20 protein-coding genes and 1 rRNA gene are annotated in these 23,295 nt (G+C 63.0%); 12 read left to right on the top strand and 9 right to left on the bottom strand.

Annotated elements, in window-relative coordinates; genetic code table 11:
- Positions 1 to 31: 31 nt before the first annotated feature.
- Positions 32 to 1,498: a chlorohydrolase family protein gene (locus N7568_RS03395; RefSeq protein ID WP_261608512.1), complete on the bottom strand. Its 1,467-nt coding sequence runs from the start codon at positions 1,496 to 1,498 to the stop codon at positions 32 to 34.
- Between the two features lie 144 nt (positions 1,499 to 1,642).
- Here N7568_RS03395 and N7568_RS03390 point away from each other — a divergent pair, with 144 nt between their 5' ends.
- From N7568_RS03390 to N7568_RS03365, 6 genes are all read left to right on the top strand, one after another.
- Positions 1,643 to 2,698, top strand: a complete 1,056-nt coding sequence (locus tag N7568_RS03390) for an ABC transporter permease (RefSeq protein ID WP_261608511.1) — start codon at positions 1,643 to 1,645, stop codon at positions 2,696 to 2,698.
- Between the two features lie 49 nt (positions 2,699 to 2,747).
- A complete protein-coding gene (locus N7568_RS03385; protein WP_261608510.1) occupies positions 2,748 to 4,472 on the top strand; it encodes an ABC transporter substrate-binding protein in 1,725 nt (574 codons plus the stop codon).
- A gap of 74 nt (positions 4,473 to 4,546) precedes the next feature.
- The gene (locus tag N7568_RS03380; RefSeq protein WP_261608509.1) at positions 4,547 to 5,548 is read left to right on the top strand and encodes an ABC transporter permease; all 1,002 of its coding nucleotides are present in this window, start codon (positions 4,547 to 4,549) and stop codon (positions 5,546 to 5,548) included.
- On the top strand, positions 5,545 to 6,600 hold the full coding sequence (locus tag N7568_RS03375; RefSeq protein WP_261608508.1) for an ABC transporter ATP-binding protein: 1,056 nt from the start codon (positions 5,545 to 5,547) through the stop codon (positions 6,598 to 6,600). The genes N7568_RS03380 and N7568_RS03375 overlap by 4 nt, the downstream gene beginning before the upstream one ends.
- Before the next feature lie 8 nt (positions 6,601 to 6,608).
- Positions 6,609 to 7,631, top strand: a complete 1,023-nt coding sequence (locus N7568_RS03370; RefSeq protein WP_261608507.1) for an ABC transporter ATP-binding protein — start codon at positions 6,609 to 6,611, stop codon at positions 7,629 to 7,631.
- 36 nt (positions 7,632 to 7,667) lie between these two features.
- Positions 7,668 to 8,897, top strand: coding sequence for an amidohydrolase family protein (locus tag N7568_RS03365; protein ID WP_261608506.1), 1,230 nt, complete (start codon positions 7,668 to 7,670; stop codon positions 8,895 to 8,897).
- A gap of 84 nt (positions 8,898 to 8,981) precedes the next feature.
- Here the strand turns inward: N7568_RS03365 and N7568_RS03360 are convergent, their stop codons facing one another.
- Positions 8,982 to 9,470, bottom strand: a complete 489-nt coding sequence (locus N7568_RS03360; RefSeq protein ID WP_261608505.1) for a pyridoxamine 5'-phosphate oxidase family protein — start codon at positions 9,468 to 9,470, stop codon at positions 8,982 to 8,984.
- A 161-nt stretch (positions 9,471 to 9,631) separates the two neighbouring features.
- Between N7568_RS03360 and N7568_RS03355 the strand changes: the two genes are divergently transcribed.
- Positions 9,632 to 10,012 (top strand): nuclear transport factor 2 family protein, encoded by a 381-nt coding sequence (locus N7568_RS03355; protein ID WP_261608504.1) that lies wholly within the window; start codon positions 9,632 to 9,634, stop codon positions 10,010 to 10,012.
- A gap of 144 nt (positions 10,013 to 10,156) precedes the next feature.
- Here the strand turns inward: N7568_RS03355 and N7568_RS03350 are convergent, their stop codons facing one another.
- Positions 10,157 to 10,849, bottom strand: coding sequence for a GntR family transcriptional regulator (locus N7568_RS03350; RefSeq protein ID WP_261608503.1), 693 nt, complete (start codon positions 10,847 to 10,849; stop codon positions 10,157 to 10,159).
- Between the two features lie 69 nt (positions 10,850 to 10,918).
- Positions 10,919 to 12,412: an FAD-dependent tricarballylate dehydrogenase TcuA gene (tcuA, locus tag N7568_RS03345; protein WP_261608502.1), complete on the bottom strand. Its 1,494-nt coding sequence runs from the start codon at positions 12,410 to 12,412 to the stop codon at positions 10,919 to 10,921.
- A 241-nt stretch (positions 12,413 to 12,653) separates the two neighbouring features.
- Here tcuA and N7568_RS03340 point away from each other — a divergent pair, with 241 nt between their 5' ends.
- Genes N7568_RS03340 through N7568_RS03330 form a run of 3 tightly spaced genes read left to right on the top strand, consistent with a single transcriptional unit; the run spans position 12,654 to position 15,786 of the window.
- Positions 12,654 to 13,634: a Bug family tripartite tricarboxylate transporter substrate binding protein gene (locus N7568_RS03340; protein WP_261608501.1), complete on the top strand. Its 981-nt coding sequence runs from the start codon at positions 12,654 to 12,656 to the stop codon at positions 13,632 to 13,634.
- Entirely contained in the window at positions 13,631 to 14,278 is a 648-nt protein-coding gene (locus N7568_RS03335; RefSeq protein ID WP_261608500.1) for a tripartite tricarboxylate transporter TctB family protein, read from the top strand. Before N7568_RS03340 ends, N7568_RS03335 begins: the two co-directional genes overlap by 4 nt.
- A complete protein-coding gene (locus tag N7568_RS03330; protein WP_261608499.1) occupies positions 14,278 to 15,786 on the top strand; it encodes a tripartite tricarboxylate transporter permease in 1,509 nt (502 codons plus the stop codon). Before N7568_RS03335 ends, N7568_RS03330 begins: the two co-directional genes overlap by 1 nt.
- Before the next feature lie 138 nt (positions 15,787 to 15,924).
- On the opposite strand, the gene N7568_RS03325 is transcribed toward N7568_RS03330, so the two are convergent.
- Complete coding sequence (locus tag N7568_RS03325; RefSeq protein ID WP_261608498.1) at positions 15,925 to 17,259, bottom strand: MFS transporter; 1,335 nt, start codon at positions 17,257 to 17,259, stop codon at positions 15,925 to 15,927.
- Between the two features lie 130 nt (positions 17,260 to 17,389).
- Complete coding sequence (locus N7568_RS03320; protein WP_261609015.1) at positions 17,390 to 18,835, bottom strand: FAD-binding oxidoreductase; 1,446 nt, start codon at positions 18,833 to 18,835, stop codon at positions 17,390 to 17,392.
- A gap of 322 nt (positions 18,836 to 19,157) precedes the next feature.
- On the opposite strand from N7568_RS03320, the gene N7568_RS03315 reads away from it, so the two are divergent.
- The gene (locus N7568_RS03315) at positions 19,158 to 20,888 is read left to right on the top strand and encodes a glycoside hydrolase family 13 protein (RefSeq protein WP_261609014.1); all 1,731 of its coding nucleotides are present in this window, start codon (positions 19,158 to 19,160) and stop codon (positions 20,886 to 20,888) included.
- Between the two features lie 20 nt (positions 20,889 to 20,908).
- The gene (locus N7568_RS03310) at positions 20,909 to 21,931 is read left to right on the top strand and encodes a LacI family DNA-binding transcriptional regulator (protein ID WP_261608497.1); all 1,023 of its coding nucleotides are present in this window, start codon (positions 20,909 to 20,911) and stop codon (positions 21,929 to 21,931) included.
- Here the strand turns inward: N7568_RS03310 and N7568_RS03305 are convergent.
- The 3 genes from N7568_RS03305 to rrf form a co-directional block, all read right to left on the bottom strand.
- Positions 21,928 to 22,467 (bottom strand): GNAT family N-acetyltransferase, encoded by a 540-nt coding sequence (locus N7568_RS03305; protein WP_261608496.1) that lies wholly within the window; start codon positions 22,465 to 22,467, stop codon positions 21,928 to 21,930. The two genes, N7568_RS03310 and N7568_RS03305, sit on opposite strands and share 4 nt — an antisense overlap.
- Positions 22,460 to 22,954, bottom strand: coding sequence for an SRPBCC domain-containing protein (locus N7568_RS03300; protein ID WP_261609013.1), 495 nt, complete (start codon positions 22,952 to 22,954; stop codon positions 22,460 to 22,462). The genes N7568_RS03305 and N7568_RS03300 overlap by 8 nt, the downstream gene beginning before the upstream one ends.
- Positions 22,955 to 23,061: 107 nt before the next feature.
- Positions 23,062 to 23,178: ribosomal RNA gene (rrf, locus tag N7568_RS03295) — 5S ribosomal RNA — on the bottom strand.
- Positions 23,179 to 23,295 lie beyond the last annotated feature (117 nt).

Here is a 23,295-nt window from a genome sequence, read left to right as displayed (position 1 = left end):
AGCGTCCGCTCCATGTGCCGGACGGCGCCGGTCAGCGTTCCAACCGAGCATACACGGAGGGAAACAGCTCACCAGCAGGGCGGTTCCCGATGTCACGGGCGGTGTAGGCGCGGCGCATCTTGTCGAACAGTTCCTGGCCTTTCAGGCGCCAGTAGTCAAGGTCTACGCCGGGGATCGCGCCGTCCGCCATCAGGGTTCGCCCGGCTACTACGGACAGTACGGCTTGGCGGGCCGTGCCGTTCAGGAGAAGGGTCCGGAGCGGGTCGTCGTGGACGCCATCGCGAAGGTCTCCCAGCGAGAAGGCAACCATATCTGCTTGGGCGCCGGGCTCCAGCCGTCCCAAGTCGGGGCGGCGTAAAGCATGAGCACCTCCCAGCGTGGCGGCGTCGAAGTATCCGGCAACGTCACCGGCGTCGTTGGTGCCTGCGAGGATCTTGGCGAGCTGAACGCCGGCGTCGATGCCCCGGATGAGGTCCGGCGGGAACGAATCCGTGCCCAGGGAAATATTGATGCCTGCGTCCTTGTAGGCATTGAACGAATCCAGCGTGCTGCCATAGCGCATGGAGGTCAAAGGGCAGTGGATGATGCTGGCACCACTGTCCGCCAGCCGGGCGAGGTCGCCCCGGTCCTCGCCGTACACGGCAGGATTACGGTCCGTGTAGGTGGCGTGCGGGATCAGGAGGCGTTGGTTGAGCAAGCCAACCTGGTCCAGAAGTTCCAAGGGCGTCACCCCGTGCCATTCCAGGATGAGTTGACGCTCCACCAGTCCCTGCAGCGAATGCAGCCGCACCAAGGCATCCCGTTCCCCGGACGCGGCCGCCGTCTCCTTCAGCAGTTCGATATCCAAGGTCTCGATGCGGCACGGGAGAAGGACTCCATTGACCAAGGGATCGTCGAGTTCCGCCGCATGGTCAATGAAGCGCAAGGCATCGGCCAGACCTTCACGGCCACGGTCGCCGTCGAACATTACTGAGCGTTCGCCGTTCTCCAACACCACGTTGACGCCTGAGCGGTACGCGGGGCCCATGTATGCGCGGAGGCCCAAACGACGGCTGGTATCGGCCATACCTACAAGTTCCTCGAAAGGCTCGGCCCATTCCGAATGGACCTCGGATGCGATGGGCATGTAGGTGGTGACGCCGTGCAGGATCAACTGAATCAGTGCGTACTCGCGGACCTGCTGGCGCTCTTCGGCAGTGAAGACGTCTGCGCGTCGATTGCGGAAGTAGTCCTCGGACCATTGGTGGCCTTTGGCCTGCTCCGGGCCCGCCCAGCTGTCCAGGATCAGGTGGTCGATGTCGGTGAGGGCGTCGAGGTCGATCAGTCCAGGCATCAACAAGGCATCGCCAAGGTCCCGTTCTTCGTCCACGGGACCCGTGTAGTCATGGCCGACGTACTCAATGGTGTGGCCGCTGTAGACCACGCATGCGTTTTCCAGCAGCACGTGGCGTCCGTTGAGATGGCCCAGTACGTAGCGGGCGGTGACCTTGGTTGGCACGGCAACTCCATTTCCTGTCCGGATGGACTCTCAGTAACTACTCTCTGGTATTCCAAACAGTACATTATTTGTGATTTACATCGCATGAATCGTGCTCTACTCTATTTTGGTATACAAGAAATCACGGAGCCAGCTCCCTGGATCATGAATCGAGCAGAACCGTTGACCCAGTTACAGTCCGTCGAACCGAACACCGGCAGTCCGCCGCTTCCCTCGGCAATGACGCCGGAAAGTAGGGCTGCCGCCCCCGCAGAGGCGCGCTCATTGCTCGCAACAGCGTGGTTGAGGATCCGGCGCAGCAAGATCGCGCTCCTTAGCCTGTGCGTGGTGGTGGCCATCATGTTGTTCGCCATCCTTGCTCCGGTGCTCAGCGCCATGTCCGGCAACGACCCCTACACGTCCAACACGAGCCCCGAAGTGCTGGACGACTTCCAAACTCCCGGGTTGCCGCTCCCGGGCTACATGTATCCATCAGCCGAGCACTGGTTGGGCGTGGAACCCGGACTGGGCCGCGACCTTTTCGCCAGGCTTGCTTACGGCGGACAGGTCTCCCTCACCATCGCCCTGCTGTCCACGGTTGTCTCCGTGGTCCTCGGAACAATCCTCGGCGCGGCCGCCGGCTACTTTGGCGGCAAGACCGACGCCATCATCAGCCGCATCATGGACCTGTTCCTGGCGTTCCCGCACCTTCTCCTGGTGCTCTCCCTGACGCCCATCCTGCAGTCCCGGCTCCGGGATACGCCGCTGGGTGAAGGCAGCTTCCTGCCCATGGCCTCGCTGGTGATCATTTTGGGCTTCTTCGGCTGGGCCTACCTCGCCCGCATTGTCCGCGGCCAGGTACTGAGTCTCCGCGAGCGCGAATTCGTCGAAGCCGCCCGGTCCTTTGGCGCCTCGCACTTGAGTGTCCTGTTCCGGCAGATCATCCCCAACGTCATGGGCGTCGTCCTGGTGTACGCCACCATGCTGATCCCCACCAACATTTCAGCCGAAGCAGCGCTGTCCTTCCTGGGCGTCGGCGTCAAGGATCCCACACCGTCGTGGGGCCAGATGCTCAACGCTGCCCAGTCCGGCAACTGGTACCTCAGTGATCCATGGTTCCTTGCTGTACCGGGCGTCATGCTCATCATCACCGTCCTGGCATTCAACCTCTTGGGCGACGCCGTCCGGGATGCCCTGGACCCCAAGGCTTCGCGCCACTGACCCTCATCCCATCCCCCGCATCGCCTTTCACCCCCTCACAAGGAGCATCATGAAAACCCCTGCAAGAGCCTTGGCTCTTTCCGTGCTGATTGCCATGGCCGCCACGGGCTGTGGCGCCGGACAAAGCCAGCCCAGCAGTTCCAAGCCCGCCGGGTCCGTCACGGAGCTGGCCCCCAACGTGGTCAAGTCCGGATTCAACGGCAAGGGCGGAAATATCAACGTCCTGATGTCTTCCGACTTCCAGACCCTGGATCCGGGCAACAGCAACTATGTCCAGACCGCCAACGTCGGCCAGCTGTACTACCGCACGCTGACCATGGCCAAGGAAACCGCAGGCCAGCCGCCAACTGTCGTGCCGGACCTCGCTACGGACACAGGCAAGGTCTCCGATGACGGCCTGAGCTGGACGTTCACCCTCAAGGAAGGCGTGAAGTTCGAGGATGGCACGCCCATCACGTCGGCCGACATCAAATACGGCGTGGAGCGAACTTTCGCGCAGGACGTCTTCACCCAAGCGCCGCAGGAGCTGAATGCAGCGCTCGACGCCGGTGGGTACAAGGGGCCGTATAAGGATCCTTCCGCTGTGCTCAAGGCGGTTGAAACGCCCGATGACCGCACCGTGGTCTTCCACTTGAAGAAGCCGTTCGCCGAGTTCCCGGCCCTGGCATCGCGGTCCAACACGGCCCCGGTTCCGAAGGCCAAGGACACCAAGCTGGACTACACCAACCACCCCGTTTCCTCGGGGCCCTACATGGTGGAGTCGTACAACCGCGGCAAGTCCCTCAAGCTGGTCCGCAACCCGCACTGGGATCCCGCCACGGACCCCAACCGTTCTGCCCTTCCGGACACGTTCAGCTTCTCGCTCTCAACGTCGCAGGCCACCATCAGCCAGCAGCTCCTGGCCGACTCGGACCCGAACGCCATCACCCTGGACTCCAACGGCGCCCTGCAGACCTCGGATTCCGCCAAGCTGGCCGACGCCCAGGTCAAGGACCGCGTTGCCTCCGGCCTGCTGGGATGCAACGACGTCCTGAGCCTGAACACGGAAAAGATCAAGGACCCGGATGTCCGCAAGGCCATCGCCTTGGCGCTGGACCGCCAGTCCATCCTGGTCCAGTACGGCGGACGTCGCTTTGGCGAGATCACCCAGAGCCCGCTGAACTCCAAGATGCGCGGCTACGTGGAGACCGAACTGGAGCTGGATCCCACGGGGAAGCCCAAGCTGGAGGAAGCCAAGAAGCTCCTGGAAGGCAAGGATTACCCCAAGAGCCTCACGTACGGCTACGCCAACAACCGGGATGCCTTCAAGAACACGGGCACCGTGGTGCAGCAGAACCTGAAGGCCTTGGGCATCGAGGTGGAGTTGGTGGCGATTCCCGCACCGAACTACTACTCCATCCTGGCCAGCGAGCAACTCCCGGACATGGGCCGTTCCGGCTGGTGCGGCGGCGCCGATCCTGCGTCCATCCGTACCTCCGCAGATCCCCTGCTGGGCCCGAACAACGACGGCACCAGCTACGGCTTCTCCAACACGTCCCGCTACTTCGATCCCGTAGTTTCCAAGGCCATGTTTGATCTCCGCAATACGGATGGCACGTCCGAGGAACTGGGCAAGAAGTGGTCCGAGGCCTTCGGATCGGCGTTGAAGACCTACCCGATCGTCCCGCTCATCCGCAGCCACACCAACAGCGTGGTGGGTTCGAACGTCCGCAATGCCCAGGTGGGCTACTTCTTCGGCGGCATCGACCTCTCGATCGTCGGCGTCGAGCAGTAGTCGGACTTCGAAAACCAATAGTCCAGAAGGAGAAGCGGGCCGCCTGCACCAGCGGGCGGCCCGCAACCACCACCATGATGACTTTCATTCTTCGCCGGACCGGATCGCTGGTCCTGCTTCTCGCCGCCGTCAGCTTCATCACCTTCACGCTCTTCCAGCTGGGCCCCTCGGACCCCGCGGCTGCTGCTTGTGGGCAGGAATGCACGCCCGAACGCGTCGCTGAGGCCCGCGTTGCCTTGGGAATGGACCAGCCTTTCCTGGTCCAGTACGCCGACTACATCCGCGGGCTCTTCTCCTCACGGATGATCGGTGCCCCCGGCGCCCAGACACTGTGTGAGTGGCCCTGCCTCGGCAAGTCCTTCCAAACCAATGAGAACGTAGCGGACATCATCGCCCGCTCACTCCCCTACACCTTCTCCATGGCCATCGGCGCGCTGGTGCTGTGGACCATCACCGGCGTCGGGCTGGGCCTTCTTGCCGCCCTGCGCAAGGGTTCTCCGGTGGACAAGTTCATCGTCGGCGCAGCCTCGGTAGGCGTTTCACTGCCTATCCCGGTCACCGGCCTGTTCCTGCTGCTCCTGTTCGTCAACCAGTTGCACCTGCTGCCGTTCACGACGAACGAGATCAATAGTCCTTTCGGCCCGCAAGGACCAGGGGCGTGGGTAGCCAACTATCTGCTTCCCTGGATCGCATTGGCGGTCCTCTTCAGCGCCTCCTATATCCGCGTCACCCGGACCAACATGATCGAGACGTTCGGCGAGGACTTCATCCGAACTGCCCGCGCCAAGGGCTTGGCGCCGCGGACTGTCACGTTCAAGCACGGCGTGCGGGCCGGCATCACTCCCGTGGTGACCATGCTCGGTATGGACATTGGCCTCCTTCTGGGCGGGGCAGTCCTCACGGAACAGATCTTCTCCGTCCCCGGCCTGGGCTTCACCGCAGTGCATGCCGCCATTTCCGGCGACCTCCCTGTCACCATGGCCATCACCATGTTGGCTGCATTCTTCGTCATCGTCGCCAACGTTGTGGTGGACCTCGCCTATGCCGCCATCGACCCCCGAGTGAGGCTCCAATGACCCAGTTACACACCACCGCGGCAGCGGCGGGCGCCCCGGCTTCAGAAGCCACCGCGCCATTCCTGGAGGTCCGGAACCTCTCCGTGAAATTCCCAACGGACGACGGCGTTGTCTCCGCAGTGAACGGCATGGACTTCGCGCTGGAACGCGGCCAGACCCTCGGCATCGTGGGCGAATCCGGCTCCGGTAAGTCCGTTACCAGCCAGGCGCTCATGGGCTTGCTCAAAGGCACATCGGCGCAGGTCAGCGGCCAGGCGATGTTCCAGGGCAAGGACCTGGTCACGCTGCCTGAATCAGCCATGCGCCAGCTCCGCGGGCGCAACATCGGCATGATTTTCCAGGATCCGCTCTCCGCCCTGCATCCCTTCTACACCGTTGGCCACCAGATTGCCGAGGCCTACCTTGTCCACAACAAGGCGAGCAAGAAGCAGGCCCGTGCGGCCGCCGTCGACATGCTGGGAAGGGTGGGTATCCCCAGCCCGGAGCAGCGCTACGACGAGTACCCCCACCACTTCTCGGGTGGAATGCGCCAGCGGGCCATGATCGCCATGGCACTGATCTGCGAGCCGGAGCTCTTGATCGCCGACGAGCCCACCACTGCGCTGGACGTGACGGTCCAGGCCCAGATCCTGGACCTCATGTCCGGGCTTCAGGAGGAGACCAATTCGGCACTGATCCTCATCACGCACGATCTCGGTGTGGTGGCGGAAGTCTGTGACAACGTACTGGTCATGTACGGCGGGCAGTGCGTCGAGTCCGGGCCGGTGGACGAAATCTTCTACGATACCCAGCACCCCTACACGCTGGGCTTGCTCAACTCCATGCCCACGCTGAACAGCGCCGCAAGCCAGCTGAACCCCATACCCGGGCAGCCGCCGTCGCTCCTTGACCTGCCCAAGGGCTGCATCTTCAGCGCGCGATGCCAGTACGCCGAGCTCGTCAACGATGGCCTATGCGCCAGCCAGCGGCCCCAGCTGAGCGTCGAAGACGGGCACGGCAAGCGCTGCCATTTGAGCGGCCCGCAGATCATCACCATCCGGAATTCGCGTTAGGACCCGCCATGGAACATCAGCCAATCCTCCAGGTGGAGAACCTGCAGAAGCACTTCCCGCTGAAGGGCGGCCTCCTTCCCGGCTCCGCAAAGGGCTCGGTCAAAGCGGTCGACGGCGTGTCGTTCAGTCTTGCCCGAGGCCAGACTTTGGGTCTCGTGGGTGAGTCCGGGTGCGGTAAGTCGACCACCGGACGCATGGTGGCGAGGCTCCTGGACCCGACGGGCGGACGGATTGTGGTGGACGGGGTGGATATCAGCCAACTCCGTGGCAAGGAGCTGTACAACTTCCGGCGCAAAGTCCAGATGATCTTCCAGGATCCCTTCGCTTCGTTGAATCCGCGGCAGACAGTGGGCACGGCCATTGCGGCTCCCATGGTGGCCCAGAAGATCAATCCGCCGGGTGGGCTCAAGAACCGGGTGAAGGAACTCCTGGACCAGGTGGGGTTGAAGCCGGAGCACTACAACCGTTTTCCCCATGAGTTCTCCGGTGGGCAACGGCAGCGAGTGGGAATTGCGCGGGCCATTTCCTTGAACCCGTCCGTGATCGTGTGCGACGAACCGGTGTCTGCCCTGGATGTCTCAGTACAGGCACAGGTGGTGAACCTGCTGCAGCAGATCCAGCGCGACACCGGCGTTTCCTACATCTTCATTGCCCACGATCTCTCCGTGGTACGGCACATTTCCCATGAAGTTGCCGTGATGTACCTGGGAAAGATCGTGGAACAGGGTCCCCGCGACGAGCTTTTCCAGAACCCGCTGCACCCCTATACCAAAGCGCTGTTGTCGGCGGTACCACTGCCGGATCCCCGTGCCGCACGGGAACAAGTTAAAATCCGTCTTCGCGGCGACCTGCCTTCTCCGGCCAATCCACCCAGCGGCTGCGTCTTCCGGACCCGTTGCCCGTTGATCGGCACGCTTCCCGAGGAGCAACGCCAGCGGTGCATTGACCAGATTCCCGCACCAGCCAGCCCCGCGGCTCCGGCCTGCCACCATACCGGGGTGGCCTCGGCGGTCCTGGCAGGCGTGAAATAGACGCAGGCAATAGATTCACTACCAAAGGAGCAACCATTGAATACCCTGATCCGTGCCGTCCGTCCGTGGGGGCAAGCGCTCAGCGACGTAAGTATTGTTGCGGGCGAAACAGGCGGCAAGATCACCGGCGTCGAACCTCATGACCCGGACCGCGCCGTTCCAGCCGACGTGACCGTAGTGGAAGGCCGCGGACGTTTGTTGCTGCCTTCCTTTTCCGACGTCCACGTGCACCTTGACTCCACCCGGATCGGCCTGCCCTTCCGTGAGCACACCGGCGGTCCCGGCGTGTGGACCATGATGATGAACGACCGGCAGAACTGGCGAAATGCCGAGGTTCCGTTGCAGGAGCGCGTCAACGACACCCTGGGCCGGATGATCGCCCGCGGAACCACCCGGGTCCGCTCCTACGCGCAGGTGGATGTGGACTGCAGGCTGGAACGTTTCGACGCCGTTGCTGCCGCCAAGGAGAAGTTTGCGGGCCAGGCTTCCGTGGACATCATCGCGTTCCCACAGGCCGGTCTGCTGCTTGAAAAGGGCACGGTGGACCTCATGGAAGAGGCACTCAAGGCCGGGGCCAATGTGATGGGCGGCATCGACCCGTGCACGCTTGACCGGGATCCGGCACAACACCTGGACATCGTGTTCGGCCTGGCGGAGAAGTACCAGGTGCCCATTGACATCCACCTCCACGAGCCCGGCGAACTGGGCGTCTTCAGCACGGACCTGGTGCTGGAAAGGACCAGGGCGCTGGGTATGCAAGGCAAGGTCACTATGTCCCACGCGTACCAGCTGGGCAGCGTTAACGAGGCCACTACCCGCCGGTTGATCGATGCCTTTGCGGAGCTGGATGTCTCCCTCGCATCGGTTGCTCCGTCCGCGGCCGGGCAGTTGCCCATCCCCCTCCTCACGGAGGCAGGTGTCCGTTTGGGGCTCGGCGAGGACGGCCAGCGCGACTATTGGTCCCCTTACGGCAACACCGACATGCTGGACCGGACCTGGCAACTGGCCTTCACTCACGGCTTCCGGCGGGACGAACTGATCGAGCACTGCCTGGCCATCGCCACGATCGGTGGGGCAAGCATCCTTGACCCCAACGCGACCCGGCTGAAGGACATAGCCCACCGCCCCGGCGTCGACGTCGGTGATCCTGCCGAATTGCTGCTGGTGGACGGTGAAACGGTGGCCTCCACGGTGATGGACCGGGGCAAGGACCGTACGGTGATCCACGCCGGCAAGGTGGTGGCAGATCAGCTGGAACTCGTATAGCTCCTCTTTGAACCCGTCCTTGTCCGAACACCTCGCCGCGCAGCGCGGGGAGTTTCGAACGAGGACGGGTTTCTGCGTTAAGCGTTACTCGCCTCGCGCTGTGGGAGCATCGTCCAGAGGCGTCCACCATGTCACCGGTGGCGTTACCGTGAAGCGCCGGCCCGTCACCTTGCTAGGAGTGATACGGATGAATTGGTCCTTCTGTCCGGCCTCCCACGGGAAGAGCAGCAGCCCGATGGTGTCCAGCACGTCCTGGGTGAGTTCCACAGCTGAGGCCTGGCCCTTGACTACTACGCTCCACGCCACGCCGGTGTCGGCGTTAACGCCATCAGCCTCGATGGCCACCGGAACGTCACTGAGCGCAGCGTGGAGCTTGGTGCCTTCGCCGGTACGGAACACCATGGTGCCGTGGTCCACTTTGTAGTTCACGGGGAAGATGTCCGGGTGGTCGTCCACCCATACGGCAAGCCGTCCCACTGAGACTCCACGGAGGAGCTCCCAACACTGGTTGGTCTCAAGAATTTCCGTAGCGGGCGCCCCTGGTTGATTGGCCCCGGCTGGTGAAGTCGTCATACCGCCGAGGATACGCCCGGCCCCTGACATTCAACAGGCCGTGGCCTGCCGGAGAAGCGCGGAGGTAGTGCCTGGCTCCTCGGTCATGACGCCGGCGCGAAGGCCACTCACGACAGACGTCGTTCAGCGGCACCAGCCCAACGCGCTGCTAGGGTTTCGATGTGACCACCCACGACAATGCTGGCCGCACAATTGATGCCGCCGAAGACGAACTCCTGGATGCCATGCGGGCCAGTGACCTTGAAGCGTTGGACCGGCTCATCTCCGATGACCTGAAGTTCATCGGCCCTGAGGGCACGGTCCTCACCAAGAAGGCAGATCTGGAAGCACACCGCACTGGGGCCACCAATTTTGACCGAATCGAGGAAACCAACCGGCGCACCCTCGAATCCGACGGCAGCGGCACAACAGACACCACTGCCCGCGCTGTGCTCCACATCCACGGATCACAGATCGAGGTCCAGCTGCTGTGGCACCGGGAATGGCGGATCATTGACGGCCGCTGGCAAGTACTCGCCGGCTCCGTCGTGGTACTCGACTGAGAACTCCGGCCGGCGCAGGGTCCGACAGGAACGCCACGAGGTGCGCGGCGCGGCCCTCGGAGAGCGGATGCCGGACTGGCTCCGGCAGTCGATAGAACCGTTGGCTTGGGGTACTGCCTTTTCCGCCGCCTGAAGCAGTGTGCGCTACCGCTGGGAACTGTGGCTTGCCAGCGGATGTTGCAGGGCTGTCTCCCGTAGAAGCTGCAGCCTCAGGGCACGCGCTGTCTCCATGTGTTGCCGGGCAATCTTTCCGGCCGCATCACTGTCTTGCTGGTCGATGGCATGAATGAGTGCCTCGTGCTCGTCCAGGGACTCGGCCCAGCGGTTTCCGGTAGAGAGCGTGGACCGTGGTGCGTGGATAAGGTGCGTTGACAGGCGGTCCAGGAGGTCCCGGAGGACAGTGTTGTGGGCGCAGTTCCACACGGCGGCGTGGAACTCGAGGTTTGTTGTAATTCTGGTGTGGTCGTCCGGGTCCTGGAGTTGCCTGTCGCGCTGCAGCAATGCCTCGAGCCGCATGAGGTCCGGGAATTGACGGGCTTTGGCTGCTTGCCGCGCGGCTTCTTCCTCGAGGAGGATGCGCATGTCATAGATCTGGATGACCTGCTGCGGGTCTACTTGCGGAACCTGCAGACCCCTGGCTACCCGTTCAAGGAGCCCCTCGTGCTGGAGGCGGGACAGCGCCTCCCGGACGGGCGTCCGGGAGACGCCGAAGCGTTCAGCTAATGACGTTTCGCGGATAGCGGTTCCGGGTTGATGTACACCGGACAGGATTTCCCCCCGCAGTGTCAGGAAGATGGTTTCGCCATCCACGCGTGGGGCTGATGCTGTATCCGTCACTTGACTGGTCCTTGGAAAATGGGGCTGGGCTGTCTCTAGCGCCGCTGCCGCGGCGTGTTCGAAGCAACTTTACGCCAGGTGTCCCGCCCGTCGTCCGAAGACGCATCCGGCAGCAAGCCCGCTACCGCCTGGGTAGTTGGCGCTGAACAGGCCGCCAAGCATTTCACCGGCTACAAAGAGGCCTTCGATCTGCTTGCCCTCAGCATTGAGGACACGGCCATGGGTGTCGGATTTGATGCCGCCAAACGTGAAGGTGATGCCACAGGTGACCCCGTAGGCGTAGAAGGGCCCGGTTTCGATGGGGGCGGCCCAGTTGCTCTTGACCGGCTCCGTAGCCGCGGCGCGACCGTCTTTGATATTCGGGTCAAAGGTGATGCTGCGATCGATTGAGTTATTGAAGTTGGTCACCGTCTTGGACAGTTGTTCCGGGTCAATGCCGATCTTGGTTGCCAGTTCTTCCAGAGTGTCCGCAACTTCCACGGAGATGCCCGGCATGTCGTACTCTTCTGTCCGCAGCATGGGACGAAGGTTTGCATCAAAGATCTGGTATGCGACCGATCCGGGCTGCTTCAGGATTTCCTTGCCGTACTTGGCGTAGGTGTAGTTCCGGAAGTCTGCACCCTCGTCCAGGAAACGCTCGCCTTCGGTGTTCACAATGATTCCGAACGGGTAGCTCTGACGCGTAAGCCTGTTGGTAAGTTCCCGATTGCTCTCATTCGTGGCGGTAAAGGCGTCCCACTGAACACTGTGGCACGTGCTCCAGTCACCGCCCTTGGCGGCACCGATCTGCAGCGCAGCAGCAATCATGTCTCCTGTGTTGTACGGGGTTCCGCGGACCTTGGCGTTTTCCCAGCCTTCTCCCAGATGCTCTCGCCGCCACTGGGGATCGGATTCGAACCCGCCGGCGGTAAGGATCACTGACTCGGCAAGCAGGCGCAGCTCACCGTCAGCTGTTGTTACGACGACGCCGGTGACGCGCCCGTTCTCGACAATGAGGCTCTGCGCTGCATGGCCGTAGCGGACATCGATCCCCAGCTCGGTGGCAACCCGGGTGTGGTCGGCGATCAGGCCCTCGCCTCCGCCTACGTTTCCCACGTGCAGGCCGCCCCAGAAAAGAAAGGAGCCGTCCGGGCGTTCGAAGGCCTGGCGTTCGTACATCAGACGGTACTTCAGGCCCAGGCTGTTGAGCCAGCGAAGCGTGGGCTGGGATTCCTCGACCAAAACCTTGGTCAGTTCGGGGTCGTTTCGGCCTTCAGTGACTTTGGCGAGGTCAGCGGCGTATTCATCCGCGGAGTAGGGCGGAACTTCTGTGCGGCTATGCCGCTCATCCGGTTCCACCCAGTCCAGGAGATCAGCGACCCCGTCGTGTGCGATCCGGGTTGCACCGGCGGTGTAAAAGCTGTTCCCGCCTGCCATGTCCTCGTTGCCCTTTTCGAGCAGAACAACTCTCCGCCCCCGGACAGCGGCTGCGTGCGCTGCCGTGAATCCGGCGTTCCCGCCGCCCACCACGATCACGTCGACGTTGTCCGCGCCCGCTGGCTTGGCTTCATTACCAATAGACATCCATAAGTCCTTTCAGTCGGTCAGTGAATCCAACTGTATACAAACGTATACATTTGCACAATAGACTCATTTGCTGGCGAAGACTTGCCCGTGACAGCCATCACATGTATAACTGTATTTCATTGTATACATAGGTATGCTGACGAATACTTGCCAGTCACTGCATGGCTTCCATAGCTAAGGTGGCTCACGGCACACTACTTTTCGCACCGCCCAACAACGTCGTTACGGAACGAGAACCATGAAAATCCCCCTACGCAATGCCATGTTCGGCCTGGTCGTTGCCGTCGTGGCCGCGCTTGCGTTCATAAATGCCGGTACCGCCGGTGGTACGAGTACGGCACGAAACAAGCTCGCCCTGATCGCCCCGGCAGCACCTGGTGGTGGTTGGGACGGTTTTGCCCGTGAAGGGCAGCAGGCGCTCAAGAGCGGCGGCGTCGTCAACAACGTCCAGGTAGTCAACGTCCCGGGAGCTGGCGGAACAATTGGCCTAAGCCAGTTCGTGCAGACACCGGGGCGCGAAGATGCGCTTCTGGTGACCGGTGGCGTGATGGTGGGGGCCATCGAGCTCGGCGACAACCCCGAGTCCATGGCTGACGTTGTCCCCATTGCCCGGATGGCCGATGATTACGCGGCCCTGGTGGTGCCTGCCGATTCGACGTTTCAGACGCTCAATGACTTCCTGGAAGCGTGGAAAGCGGATCCGGGGGGAACCTCCATCGGCGGCGGTTCCCTGGGCTCGATCGACCATCTCCTGAGCGCCATGGTGGCCAAAACCGTGGGCATCGACCCCAAGGACGTGAACTACATCGCCTACTCCGGGGGCGGCGAGGCGCTCACTTCCCTCCTGTCCCACACCACTGCCGCTGGCATGTCCGGCTACAACGAGGTCCGGGACCAGATCGAGGCCGGAACACTTCGAGCCCTGGCCATCTCTTCGGACCAGCGGCTTGAGGGCGTGGACGTGCCCACTTTCAAGGAGCAGGGTGTTGACGCATCCATGTCCAACTGGCGGGGCTTCGTCGCGGCACCTGGAACCACGGACGAAGCGAAGGCATCGCTCATCGAGATCGTCACCGAGATGCGCAGCACAGACCACTGGCAGGGAGCCCTCAAGCGCAACAGCTGGACAGACACCTTCTCAACCGGCGAAGAATTCGAGCGGTTCATCAAAGACGAAGTTGCAACGGCCCAAGAAATCGTAAAGGACCTCGGCCTATGAGCATCACCCAGCACCAGCCAGAAGCAGGATCCGCCAAGGACACGCAGCGAAACCCCCAACCCGGCTTCCGAACGGGCCGCAGCGAATTCATTGTCGTCGCCGTACTCTACGCCCTGGCAATTTTCCTCACCATCGGCACTGCCACGATGAAAGTGCAGGGCAAGTCGGCACCCGGCCCGCAGTTCTTTCCCATCCTGGTCTGCATCATCCTCTACCTGGTGGCCACCCTGCTGGCCATCCAGATCCTCCGCTCACCCAAAGCCCCTGACAATTCCGTCCACCCCGGACACGGCCAATTCTCCGCAGACATGCTGCACGACCTGGGTCAATTGGGAAAGGAGGAAGACCAGAAGTTTGAAGACGGGGTATCGCAAACACCGGCCAAAACGTGGAAGACCTACACCGATTGGCGGACAGTAGGGATAATGCTGGCCGGCCTGGTGGCCTTCGTCCTGCTCTTGAACCCCGTCGGCTGGATCATCAGCGCAGCGATGCTGTTCTGGGTTGTCGCATATGCCCTCGGCAGCCACCGCCCCATCTTCGATGTCGGCGTAGGCCTGCTCTTTTCCTCAATAACTCAACTGGCTTTTGGTGCCGGACTGGGCCTCAGCCTGCCCTCCGGCTTCATAGGAGGGATCCTCTGATGGAACAACTCGAACTCCTCATGGGCGGCTTCGCCAGCGCCCTCACCCCCATCAACCTCCTGTGGGTGCTGATCGGCGCCGTCCTGGGCACCGCCGTCGGCGTCCTTCCCGGACTCGGCTCGGCCATGGCGGTCGCCTTGCTCCTGCCTGTCACCTTTTCACTGGAACCCACAGCGGCGTTCATCATGTTCGCCGGCATCTACTTCGGCGGACTCTTCGGCGACTCCACCTCCGGGATCCTGCTCAACACCCCTGGCAACTCCTCCGCCATGGCCTCCACCTTCGAGGGCCACCGCATGGCCAAAAGCGGACAGGCCGCCAAAGCTCTGGCTACGTGCGCCATCGGCGCCTTCATTGGCGGCCTGATCGCCACCACCCTCGTGGTCTTCTTCGCCCCGGTCCTGGTCAAGATGGCCACCGTGTTCGGCCCGGCCGAGTACTTCGCGCTGGCAGTCTTCGCCTTCCTGGCTATCTCCGCCGTCGTCTCCGAATCCGTAATCCGCGGCATCGCAGCCCTGGGCATTGGCCTCGCCCTGGCCCTCGCCGGCATTGACGGCCCCAGCGGCACTGCCAGATTCACCTTGGGCATGCCCCAACTCTTTGACGGCATCTCCGTCATCGTCATCACCGTCGGACTCCTGGCACTCGGCGAAGTCTTCCAGATCGCCTCCCGCATCCACCGCGACCCCGCTGCCACTCAAATCAAAACCAAGGGCCGGGCCCGCTTGAACCTCACCGACTTCAAAAAGGCCCTACCCGCCTGGCTACGTGGCACAGCATTCGGAGCTCCCTTTGGTCTGATACCCGCTGGCGGTGCGGAAGTACCCACCTTCTTGGCCTACGGCACCGAGAAACAACTAGCGAAACGTCGAAACGACCCGGAATTCGGTACCACTGGCTCCATCCGTGGCCTCGCCGCACCCGAAGCCGCCGCCAACGCCACTGCCGGTACAGCGATGGGCGCCCTCCTCGCACTCGGACTTCCCACGTCAGCCACGGCAGCAATCATGCTCGCCGCCTTCCAGCAATACGGAATGCAACCCGGCCCCCTGCTCTTCGAACGAAGTGGCGACCTGGTCTGGGCCCTGCTGGCCTCACTATTCATTGGCCTTGTGATTCTGGTGATGATCAACATGCCATTCGCCTCCGTCTGGGCCAAACTGCTGAGCATCCCCAAGCACTACCTCTACGCCGGAATCACAGTGTTCTCCATGCTCGGCGTCTACGCAGTAAGCTCCGCGATCCTCGACCTATGGCTGCTCATCGCCATCGGCCTCCTCGGATTCCTGATGCGCCGCTACAACATTCCCCTGGCACCGGTACTCATCGCAGTGATCCTCGGGCCCATGGCAGAAACCGAACTCCGCCGCGCCCTGGCAGTATCCGAGGGGGATCTGGGCATTCTGGTGGGCAGTCCCATCACCGTCACCCTCTACGCGGTTCTCGCAGCAGCACTCGCGATCAGTGCAATCCAACACCTCCGGCACCGGGCCAGCAGCAAAGCCTAAGTTCCCAACCAACATCCACCCCCGCGGGCGCGGCTACGGGGTGGAGATCACCCGCGCGGGAGCGGCCGTGCTGCGGGAGATGGGTTCCTCCAGTGTGGTGGTGGCCGCAGAAGGAGCCAACAAAGGCGCTCTGGCAACCTATCTCGCGGCGGGGTTCGTTCCTGCCACGCCTGTTGTGGACATGTCACGCTCCGCAGCCACCCCAAGCTCATCCACCCGCACCAACGGCGCCCGGATGGCAAAGAAGCCAGCGCCTGCCAGCACCACAGCCTCGGCCGCGAGCGCCCAGAACGTTGCTTCCCACCCGCCTGTCATGGAGTGCAGAAGCCCTGCTCCGAGTGGACCGAGGGACGCCGCAGCGAAGCCAAATCCCTGACTCATGGCGGACAGGCGTCCCGCGGACTGGGGCCCGGCCGAGCGGATCACCACCAGGGCCATGGCCAGCCCGAATCCGGCGCTCTGGACGATTCCCAGCACCCCGACAGCCAGGAACTGAAGCTCCGCTGGTGCCACCAGAACACCGAGCAGTGCCACGGCCACCAGCACGCCAAGTCCCGGAGCCATCCAGCGCAGAATGGCCGGGCGGCTGGCAAGGACCGGGGCCAGCAGACTGGCCGGGAGCCCCGCGAGACTGAACCAGGCCAAGAGGGCTGCGGCGTCAGCGGACGCAAGTCCCCGGGACACCAGGTACACGGCCAGCCAGGATGTGATGGCAAAGTAAAGCATGGCTTGAAGCCCGAAGAATGCCGTCACCGCCCATGCTGTGCGCTGCTTCCGCAAGGGCATAGCGGGCGCGGTGGGGACAACAGCGGACGACGCCGCATCCCACCTCGGCGTCGAAGCGTCCCCCGCCGCTGAGGTGACCTTGCCCGCGGCAGTCAGTGCCGCCGTCGGGCGTCCTCCTGTGCGCTGGATGAGGACAGCTCCGAAGAGTGCTGGAACTGCCCACACAGCCAGCGCCCCTGCCAGGCTCCCCCCTAAGGCCTGCCGGAGAGGTTGCACCAACCCCGCCCCCAGCGCCGCCCCCAGCCCAAAGCCCATGGTGCAGAGCCCTGTCCACCAGCCTGTGCCCCGGTTGGCTTTGACGATCTGCGGAACCAGCACGCTGGCTGTCATGATCGCCATGCCTGCAACGAAGGTGCCCGGCAGCAAGAGCGCCGGGACTGTGGCCCGGAGGACCAGTGCAGCGGCCAGGACCGTGAGCGCAACGGCCACCGCTGGACCGGTTCCCAGCCGTCGAGCCAACCAGGGCCCCATCGGCCCGGAGATTCCGAAGGCGAGGACCGGCAAGGTTCCCAGGAGCGGCAGCAGTGCGGGGTCAAGGGCGAAGACGCCCGGAATCTGGTCCATCACACCGGCGATGGTGGTGATGGCGGGCCGGAGATTGATGGACACCATGACCAGCGCAAGCAGCACCAAACCAGTCATCAACCTCGGACTTGCTCCAACCCGGGCCTGCCGCTTCTCGCGCACGTCTTCTCCTCATAGCATCTTTGGTATACCAAGTAAGCCTAGGGGGAGAATGGTGGGAAGTAAATGCAGGTAATAATGCCGTTCAGATATGACAGGCGGGCCGAGTGAAAGTTTTGGAATACCAGAAGTGCTAGATGGCTTTCCCCGGATTCAGGATCCCCTGGGGATCGAACAGCTCCTTGATCCTGCGCTGCAGTTCACGCACCGGCTCGGGCTGCTCCAGGCCCAGCCAGCGCAACTTGTATTGGCCTACGCCGTGCTCGCCCGTGATGGTGCCACCCATGTCCAGGCCGACGCGGATGGATTCGTCCAGGGCAGCGTTGAGGCGTTGCAGGGCGTCTGCATCCGTGGCTGGATCAACCCGGTCCATCCAGAAAGTGGGGTGCAGGTTTCCGTCGCCGGCGTGGGCAACCACTTTGAGCCGTACCTGGAAACGTTCCGCCATGGCCTCAAGCGCGGCTACGAAGTCCACCAGTCGGGAACGCGGGACAGCGATGTCCTCACCCACCCTGAATTCATCGTCCACTTCGACTCCACGACTGTTGCGACGCAGCTCCACCAGCATTTCGGCTTCGGCACTGGCTTCCGTGGTCACTGTGGCACCGCCCTGGGCAAGTACTTGCCGGACGACGTCGGCTTCCGCGGCTGCGCCAAACCCGTCCGTTTGGATCAGAAGCAAGGACTTGCCGCGCTTTTGCAGGTCGCCGCCGTGCAGTTCGTCCAGCTGCACCAACGTGCCGTTGTCCAGGAGTTCCATGATGGCTGGCTGCACGCGGGCCCTGCCTACGGCCAGGACTCCGGCGGCCGCGCTGCGGAAGTCTTGGTAGAAGGCAGCCATGGTGTGGATTTCGCGCGGCAGGTATTTCAGGCGAACCGTCACACCCACCACGATTCCAAGCGTTCCCTCGGAACCTACCAGCAGCGCAGTGAGATCGTACCCCGCAACGCCTTTGAAAGTCTGGTGGCCGGTGTGCATCAATGAGCCATCTGCCATGACGACATCCAGAGCCAGCACGGAATCGCGCGTCACTCCGTATTTTGCGCAGCGCAGTCCCCCGGCATTGGTAGCGACGTTGCCGCCAATAGTGGACATTTTGTAGCTGGCAGGGTCCGGCGCGTACATGAGGCCGTGTTCAGCGGCGGCAGCGTTCAGGTCGGCGTTGATGACGCCGGGTTCGACGACGGCGGTCTCGTCGTCGGGGTTAAGGTCCAGGATGCGGTTCATCCGTTCCAGGCCCAGGACGACGCACCCCTGGGTGGCGTGTGCGCCGCCCGATACACCGGTTCCGGCGCCTCGGGCAACGATGGGGACCCCGTGCGCGGCGCAGCTGCGGACGACGTGCTGCACGTCCGCCACCGACTCGGCCCAGACCACTGCGAGGGGCAGGTGCCTCTCCACCATCGGCCCTTGATCCACGGAGTAGACGGTGAGGGTTTCCTCATCCTCCGCGATTTGGCCGGCCTGGAGATTGGCTGCCAACTCCTGCAAAAACGCCCGCTGCCCGGCCGATTGCCGGTTCTCTTCCGCATGACCGGCGGTACGGTCCTTGATGCTTTCCTCTGATGTACCGGCCATGGCCGTTTCGTCCGACAAGGCATTCCCTCCACATGAGCACCGCGGACACGCCAAACCGGCAGTCTTCGCAGTGTTTTCTGTGGTCACAGTCTAGCCAGCGCGGCGGGCGAAGCACGGCAAAGAAAAGCACCGCAAAGAGTTGCGTCCCTGACGTGAATACGGCGTCGTCCCGGCAGTGCCCCAACGCCGCTGCAAGCGCTTCCAGACGCGAGGTCATGGATATGCAGCCGGGAATCCCTGCGCGCTTTCGATACAGAAACGATAAGGATACTTTGGGTTGGAAGCGTTTTCAATTTTCGATGATGTCTTCTACGATGTGTCCATGTCCGTCGATTCATTGCTCCCGGTTGCGGCCCACCAGCCTTCAGCAGCATTCACGCAGCTCACGCCTGTCCACGACGCTTCCACGGCGCACGGGTGGTGGCGTTCCGCCGTGATCTACCAGATTTATCCCCGGTCCTTCCGCGACCTGAACGGTGACGGTGTAGGCGACCTGGCGGGTATCACGGCCGAACTGGAGCAGCTGGCCGGTTTGGGCGTCGACGCCGTGTGGCTATCGCCGTTCTACCGCTCACCCCAGCGGGACGCGGGCTACGACGTCAGCGATTACTGCGACGTCGACCCTCTCTTCGGCACCCTGGCCGACTTCGACGGACTCATCGCGGAGGCGAACAGGCTTAACCTGCGTGTCATCGCGGACCTTGTACCCAACCACTGCTCTGACCAGCATGTCGCCTTCCAATCCGCGCTGACAGCTGGTGCCGACAGCCCTGAGCGGAACATGTTCATCTTCCGGGACGGCCAAGGACCCGACGGCAACGAGCCTCCCAACAACTGGCAGTCCCATTTCGGCGGACCGGCATGGACGCGCATCATCGAACCGAACGGACAGCCCGGCCAATGGTTCCTGCACCTCTTCGACTCCTCGCAGCCTGACTTCAACTGGGACAACCCGGCTGTCCACGCTGAGTTTGAACGCGTCCTCCGCTTCTGGCTGGACCGCGGCATCTCCGGTTTCCGTGTGGACGTCGCCCACGCGCTGGTCAAAGCGGCCGGCCTTCCCAACTGGGGCGGCCGTGCAGATGGCAACAGCTCCGAGGGTTTCCCAGGCCATGACGCGCCGATGTTCGGGCAGCCCTCCCTGCACGACATCTACCGACGCTGGCGTTCCATCCTCGAAGAGTACGGCCCGGACCGCATCCTCTGTGCCGAGGCCAACGTGGATCCGCTCCCCCGGCTGGCGCAGTGGGTCCGCCCCGACGAGATGCACCAGGCCTTTAACTTCCCGTATCTTCATGCCGGCCTGGACGTTCACCGCTTGCGACACATCATCACGGACTCACTGGTCTCGCTCGACGCCGTCGGCGCCCCGAGCACATGGGTCCTGTCCAACCACGATGTTGTCCGGCACGTCTCACGCTTTGGGTACGACGGAGCGGGACCCCGCGACGGCGACGGCATCGGCCCCGACGACGTTCCGCCGAACGAAGAACTCGGACGACGACGAGCTGCCGCGGCCACCATGTTCATGCTCGGCCTCCCCGGTGGCGCTTACCTCTACCAAGGCGAAGAGCTGGGCTTGCCGGACTCCACCAGCATTCCCGGCAGCATGCGCCAGGATCCCACCTTTGCCCGCACCGGCGGAGCCAGGATCGGCCGGGATGGTTGCAGGGTGCCGCTGCCGTGGCGTTCCACAGAGCAGCATGCCGGATTCGGTAGCGGGATGGACCCTTGGCTGCCTCAGCCCGAGTCCTGGCCCGCCTTGGCGAGGGACAAGCAAGAGTCCGATCCGGCGTCGCACCTTAACCTGTACCGGGAGATGCTCGCTGTGCGGGCCACGCACAGGCTGGGACAGGGTTCCCTCGCATGGGTGGAAGACTACTGCACCGGCTCGTCGCTCGCGTATCTCAACGGAAACACCTTGGTGATCATGAACGTAGGAGCTGAAGCGATGCCACTCCCTGCAGGCCAGACCCTCCTGCGGAGCTCCGCGGCGGAAGCCAACGCTGATCAACTAGGCTCGGGTGAGACGATCTGGCTTACGGCCAGCTAACTTCCCCACCGAGGAGCAGCATGACCGGCATCAAGGACGTAGCCGAGCGCGCAGGCCTGTCCGTTGCCACCGTTTCACGGGCCCTGAGTGGCAAGGGCAATGTGTCCCCCACCAGCCGGGAAAAGGCCCGCTCAGCAGCTGCCGAACTGGGCTTCGTGGTGTCCTACCATGCGTCGAGCCTGGCATCCGGGCGCACGCACAACGTTGGTTTGGTGGTGCCATCGGTCCACCGTTGGTTCTATTCGGCGGTGATCGAGGGCGCCTCGGCCGCATTGCTGGAGGCCGGCTACGACCTCACCCTGTACAACATCGGCGAGAACCCTGCACATCGTCACAGCGTGTTCACCGACTTCCTGCTGCGTAAACGGGTGGATGCAGTCATTGCGGTGTCCCTGGAGCTCAGCGAGGCTGAGCTCCAGCAGTTGCATGCAATGCATCGGCCCATTGTCGGTATCGGCGGCCCCCTGCCGGGAGCCTCGACCATCCGGATCGACGACACCGGGATCGCCCGTAAAGCCACCAACCACCTTCTTGGCCTGGGACATACCAAAATCGCGCACATCACGGGCCACGATGCCTACGACCAAGACTTCCAGCTTCCCGGAACCCGCCGCGGCGGGTTCGAGAAAGCAATGAACGACGCCGGCTGTCCGGTCAGGCCCGAATGGATCGTTTCTGCCGACTTCACTATTGAAGGCGCTTACGCGGCAGCACGGCAATTGCTGGCCAGCTCACCCGAGCGACCCACCGCCGTCTTCGCAGCATCCGATGAAATGGCCATCGGCACCATCCTGGCCGCCCGGGACTTCGGGCTCCGTATCCCCGACGACCTCTCCGTGATGGGCATCGACGGTCATGACCTCGGCAATGTCCTTGGACTCACCACCATCGACCAAGACGCCAAGGGACAGGGAGCGCTGGCGGTCCGCACCCTCCTGGGCGCGATCACCAACGGCTTGGTCCTTGAACCTGCCGACACCGAACACCCAACCACACTGGTGGTTCGGACAAGCACCGCGGTGCCCAGGGCCGGCACCACCTAGCTGGCCGTTGGCTGCCAGGGCAGGCAGCGCTCCATAAAGAGTTCCAGCTTGGACGTGTCCTGCGGATAGGGCCGGCTGGCTCCCGTGGTCTCAAATTTATGGCGTCGGTAGAACGCCAACGCACGGGAATTGTCTTGGTGTACTCCGAGCTCCAGATGTTGTGCTCCGAGGTCTTCGCAGGCAGCTTTGCACGCACGGTTGAGCAATTCGTCTGCCAGCCCCAGCCCACGATGCCGGGGCGCGACGTACACGCTGATGAGCATCGCTTGCAGGGGCTTCCCCGGATCTTGCGGATGCTTGAGCACCACACGCATCAGTCCACAGAATCCACTCCCGTCGACGCCCGAATCAGCTACCAGGGTGACACTCGCATCCGCGGACATTGCCGTGGCACGCTCCTGCCACTGGGTGTCGGTTTGCCGGCGCGCAGCATCGAGGCTCTCGATATAGGCCATGGGCGTGTCCGTCAGCATCTCCAGGCGGACTGCCTTCAGCAACTGCCAGTCACTCGCCCTCAGCCTGCGGATCCTAGGCAACGGCTCCGCCCATGAACCTCACGTAACGTTCAAGGACACGGGGCCAGCCTTCGGCGTATGACGCACGGGAGGCGGCAGGGTCCTCAGCACCTTCCCACCCGTCATGGACCAGACGCACTTCGGTGCCTTCTTCCACGGCCCGGAAAGCCACCCGGATCTCGGTAGACCAGAGTGGGGTACTCGCTGGGTACCAGCTGGCATGGAAGGACAGGGGAGGCTGCCAATCGTCGATTGTTCCCCACACGGACGTGCGGCCGTCATCGGCGGTCTCCAGAATGAGGTTCTCCTCAAACTCGACGTGGGAACCCACGCCAAAGACGCTCTCCTGTTCCAGCGGCCACCATAAATGTGGATGGTCCGTGAATCCTTGAAAGGCGTGTGGGACGGTCGTTGGAACAACGACGCTGATGATGAGCGGCTCCAGGTCATTGCTGCCCTGCTGGGACAACTCGGGCTCCGGCTCGGGGTGGCTGAAGAGGTTTTCCATGACCACCAACTCTACCGGTGGCACAAGGCGCACGCCTGGGTTAAACACGCTTGGTTTAAATGGGGAGAGCCCCGACCGTCGTGGTCGGGGCTCTGCCGTTAATGTGTGTCCGGCGGTGTCCTACTCTCCCACACCCTCCCGGGTGCAGTACCATCGGCGCTGTGGGTCTTAGCTTCCGGGTTCGGAATGGGACCGGGCGTTTCCCCCACGCTATGACCGCCGTAACTTTGTTACCCGTCCCCCGGGGGTGTGCCGGCCCTTGGTGGGGCTGGTGTTTTCCGGGGTGGGAAGACTGTGGTTACAACTGTGGTGTTGTTATTTTGTTGTGTTGGTTCCTGGAA

The sequence above is a fragment of the Paenarthrobacter aurescens genome, from assembly GCF_025421775.1.
Lineage (GTDB): Bacteria > Actinomycetota > Actinomycetes > Actinomycetales > Micrococcaceae > Arthrobacter > Arthrobacter aurescens_B.
Note: the sequence above shows the minus strand (reverse complement) of the source record. Positions and strands in the feature narration are given on the sequence as shown.

Bases quoted from the DNA above. Each gene is read 5' to 3' on its own strand.
- N7568_RS03320 (WP_261609015.1), bottom strand. From the start codon at position 18,835: ATGGCCGGTACATCAGAGGAAAGCATCAAGGACCGTACCGCCGGTCAT.
- tcuA (WP_261608502.1), bottom strand. From the start codon at position 12,412: ATGTCTATTGGTAATGAAGCCAAGCCAGCGGGCGCGGACAACGTCGAC.
- N7568_RS03340 (WP_261608501.1), top strand. From the start codon at position 12,654: ATGAAAATCCCCCTACGCAATGCCATGTTCGGCCTGGTCGTTGCCGTC.
- N7568_RS03380 (WP_261608509.1), top strand. From the start codon at position 4,547: ATGATGACTTTCATTCTTCGCCGGACCGGATCGCTGGTCCTGCTTCTC.
- N7568_RS03300 (WP_261609013.1), bottom strand. From the start codon at position 22,954: ATGGAAAACCTCTTCAGCCACCCCGAGCCGGAGCCCGAGTTGTCCCAG.
- N7568_RS03385 (WP_261608510.1), top strand. From the start codon at position 2,748: ATGAAAACCCCTGCAAGAGCCTTGGCTCTTTCCGTGCTGATTGCCATG.
- N7568_RS03315 (WP_261609014.1), top strand. From the start codon at position 19,158: ATGTCCGTCGATTCATTGCTCCCGGTTGCGGCCCACCAGCCTTCAGCA.
- N7568_RS03330 (WP_261608499.1), top strand. From the start codon at position 14,278: ATGGAACAACTCGAACTCCTCATGGGCGGCTTCGCCAGCGCCCTCACC.
- N7568_RS03310 (WP_261608497.1), top strand. From the start codon at position 20,909: ATGACCGGCATCAAGGACGTAGCCGAGCGCGCAGGCCTGTCCGTTGCC.
- N7568_RS03360 (WP_261608505.1), bottom strand. From the start codon at position 9,470: ATGACGACTTCACCAGCCGGGGCCAATCAACCAGGGGCGCCCGCTACG.
- N7568_RS03390 (WP_261608511.1), top strand. From the start codon at position 1,643: ATGAATCGAGCAGAACCGTTGACCCAGTTACAGTCCGTCGAACCGAAC.
- N7568_RS03375 (WP_261608508.1), top strand. From the start codon at position 5,545: ATGACCCAGTTACACACCACCGCGGCAGCGGCGGGCGCCCCGGCTTCA.
- N7568_RS03370 (WP_261608507.1), top strand. From the start codon at position 6,609: ATGGAACATCAGCCAATCCTCCAGGTGGAGAACCTGCAGAAGCACTTC.
- N7568_RS03335 (WP_261608500.1), top strand. From the start codon at position 13,631: ATGAGCATCACCCAGCACCAGCCAGAAGCAGGATCCGCCAAGGACACG.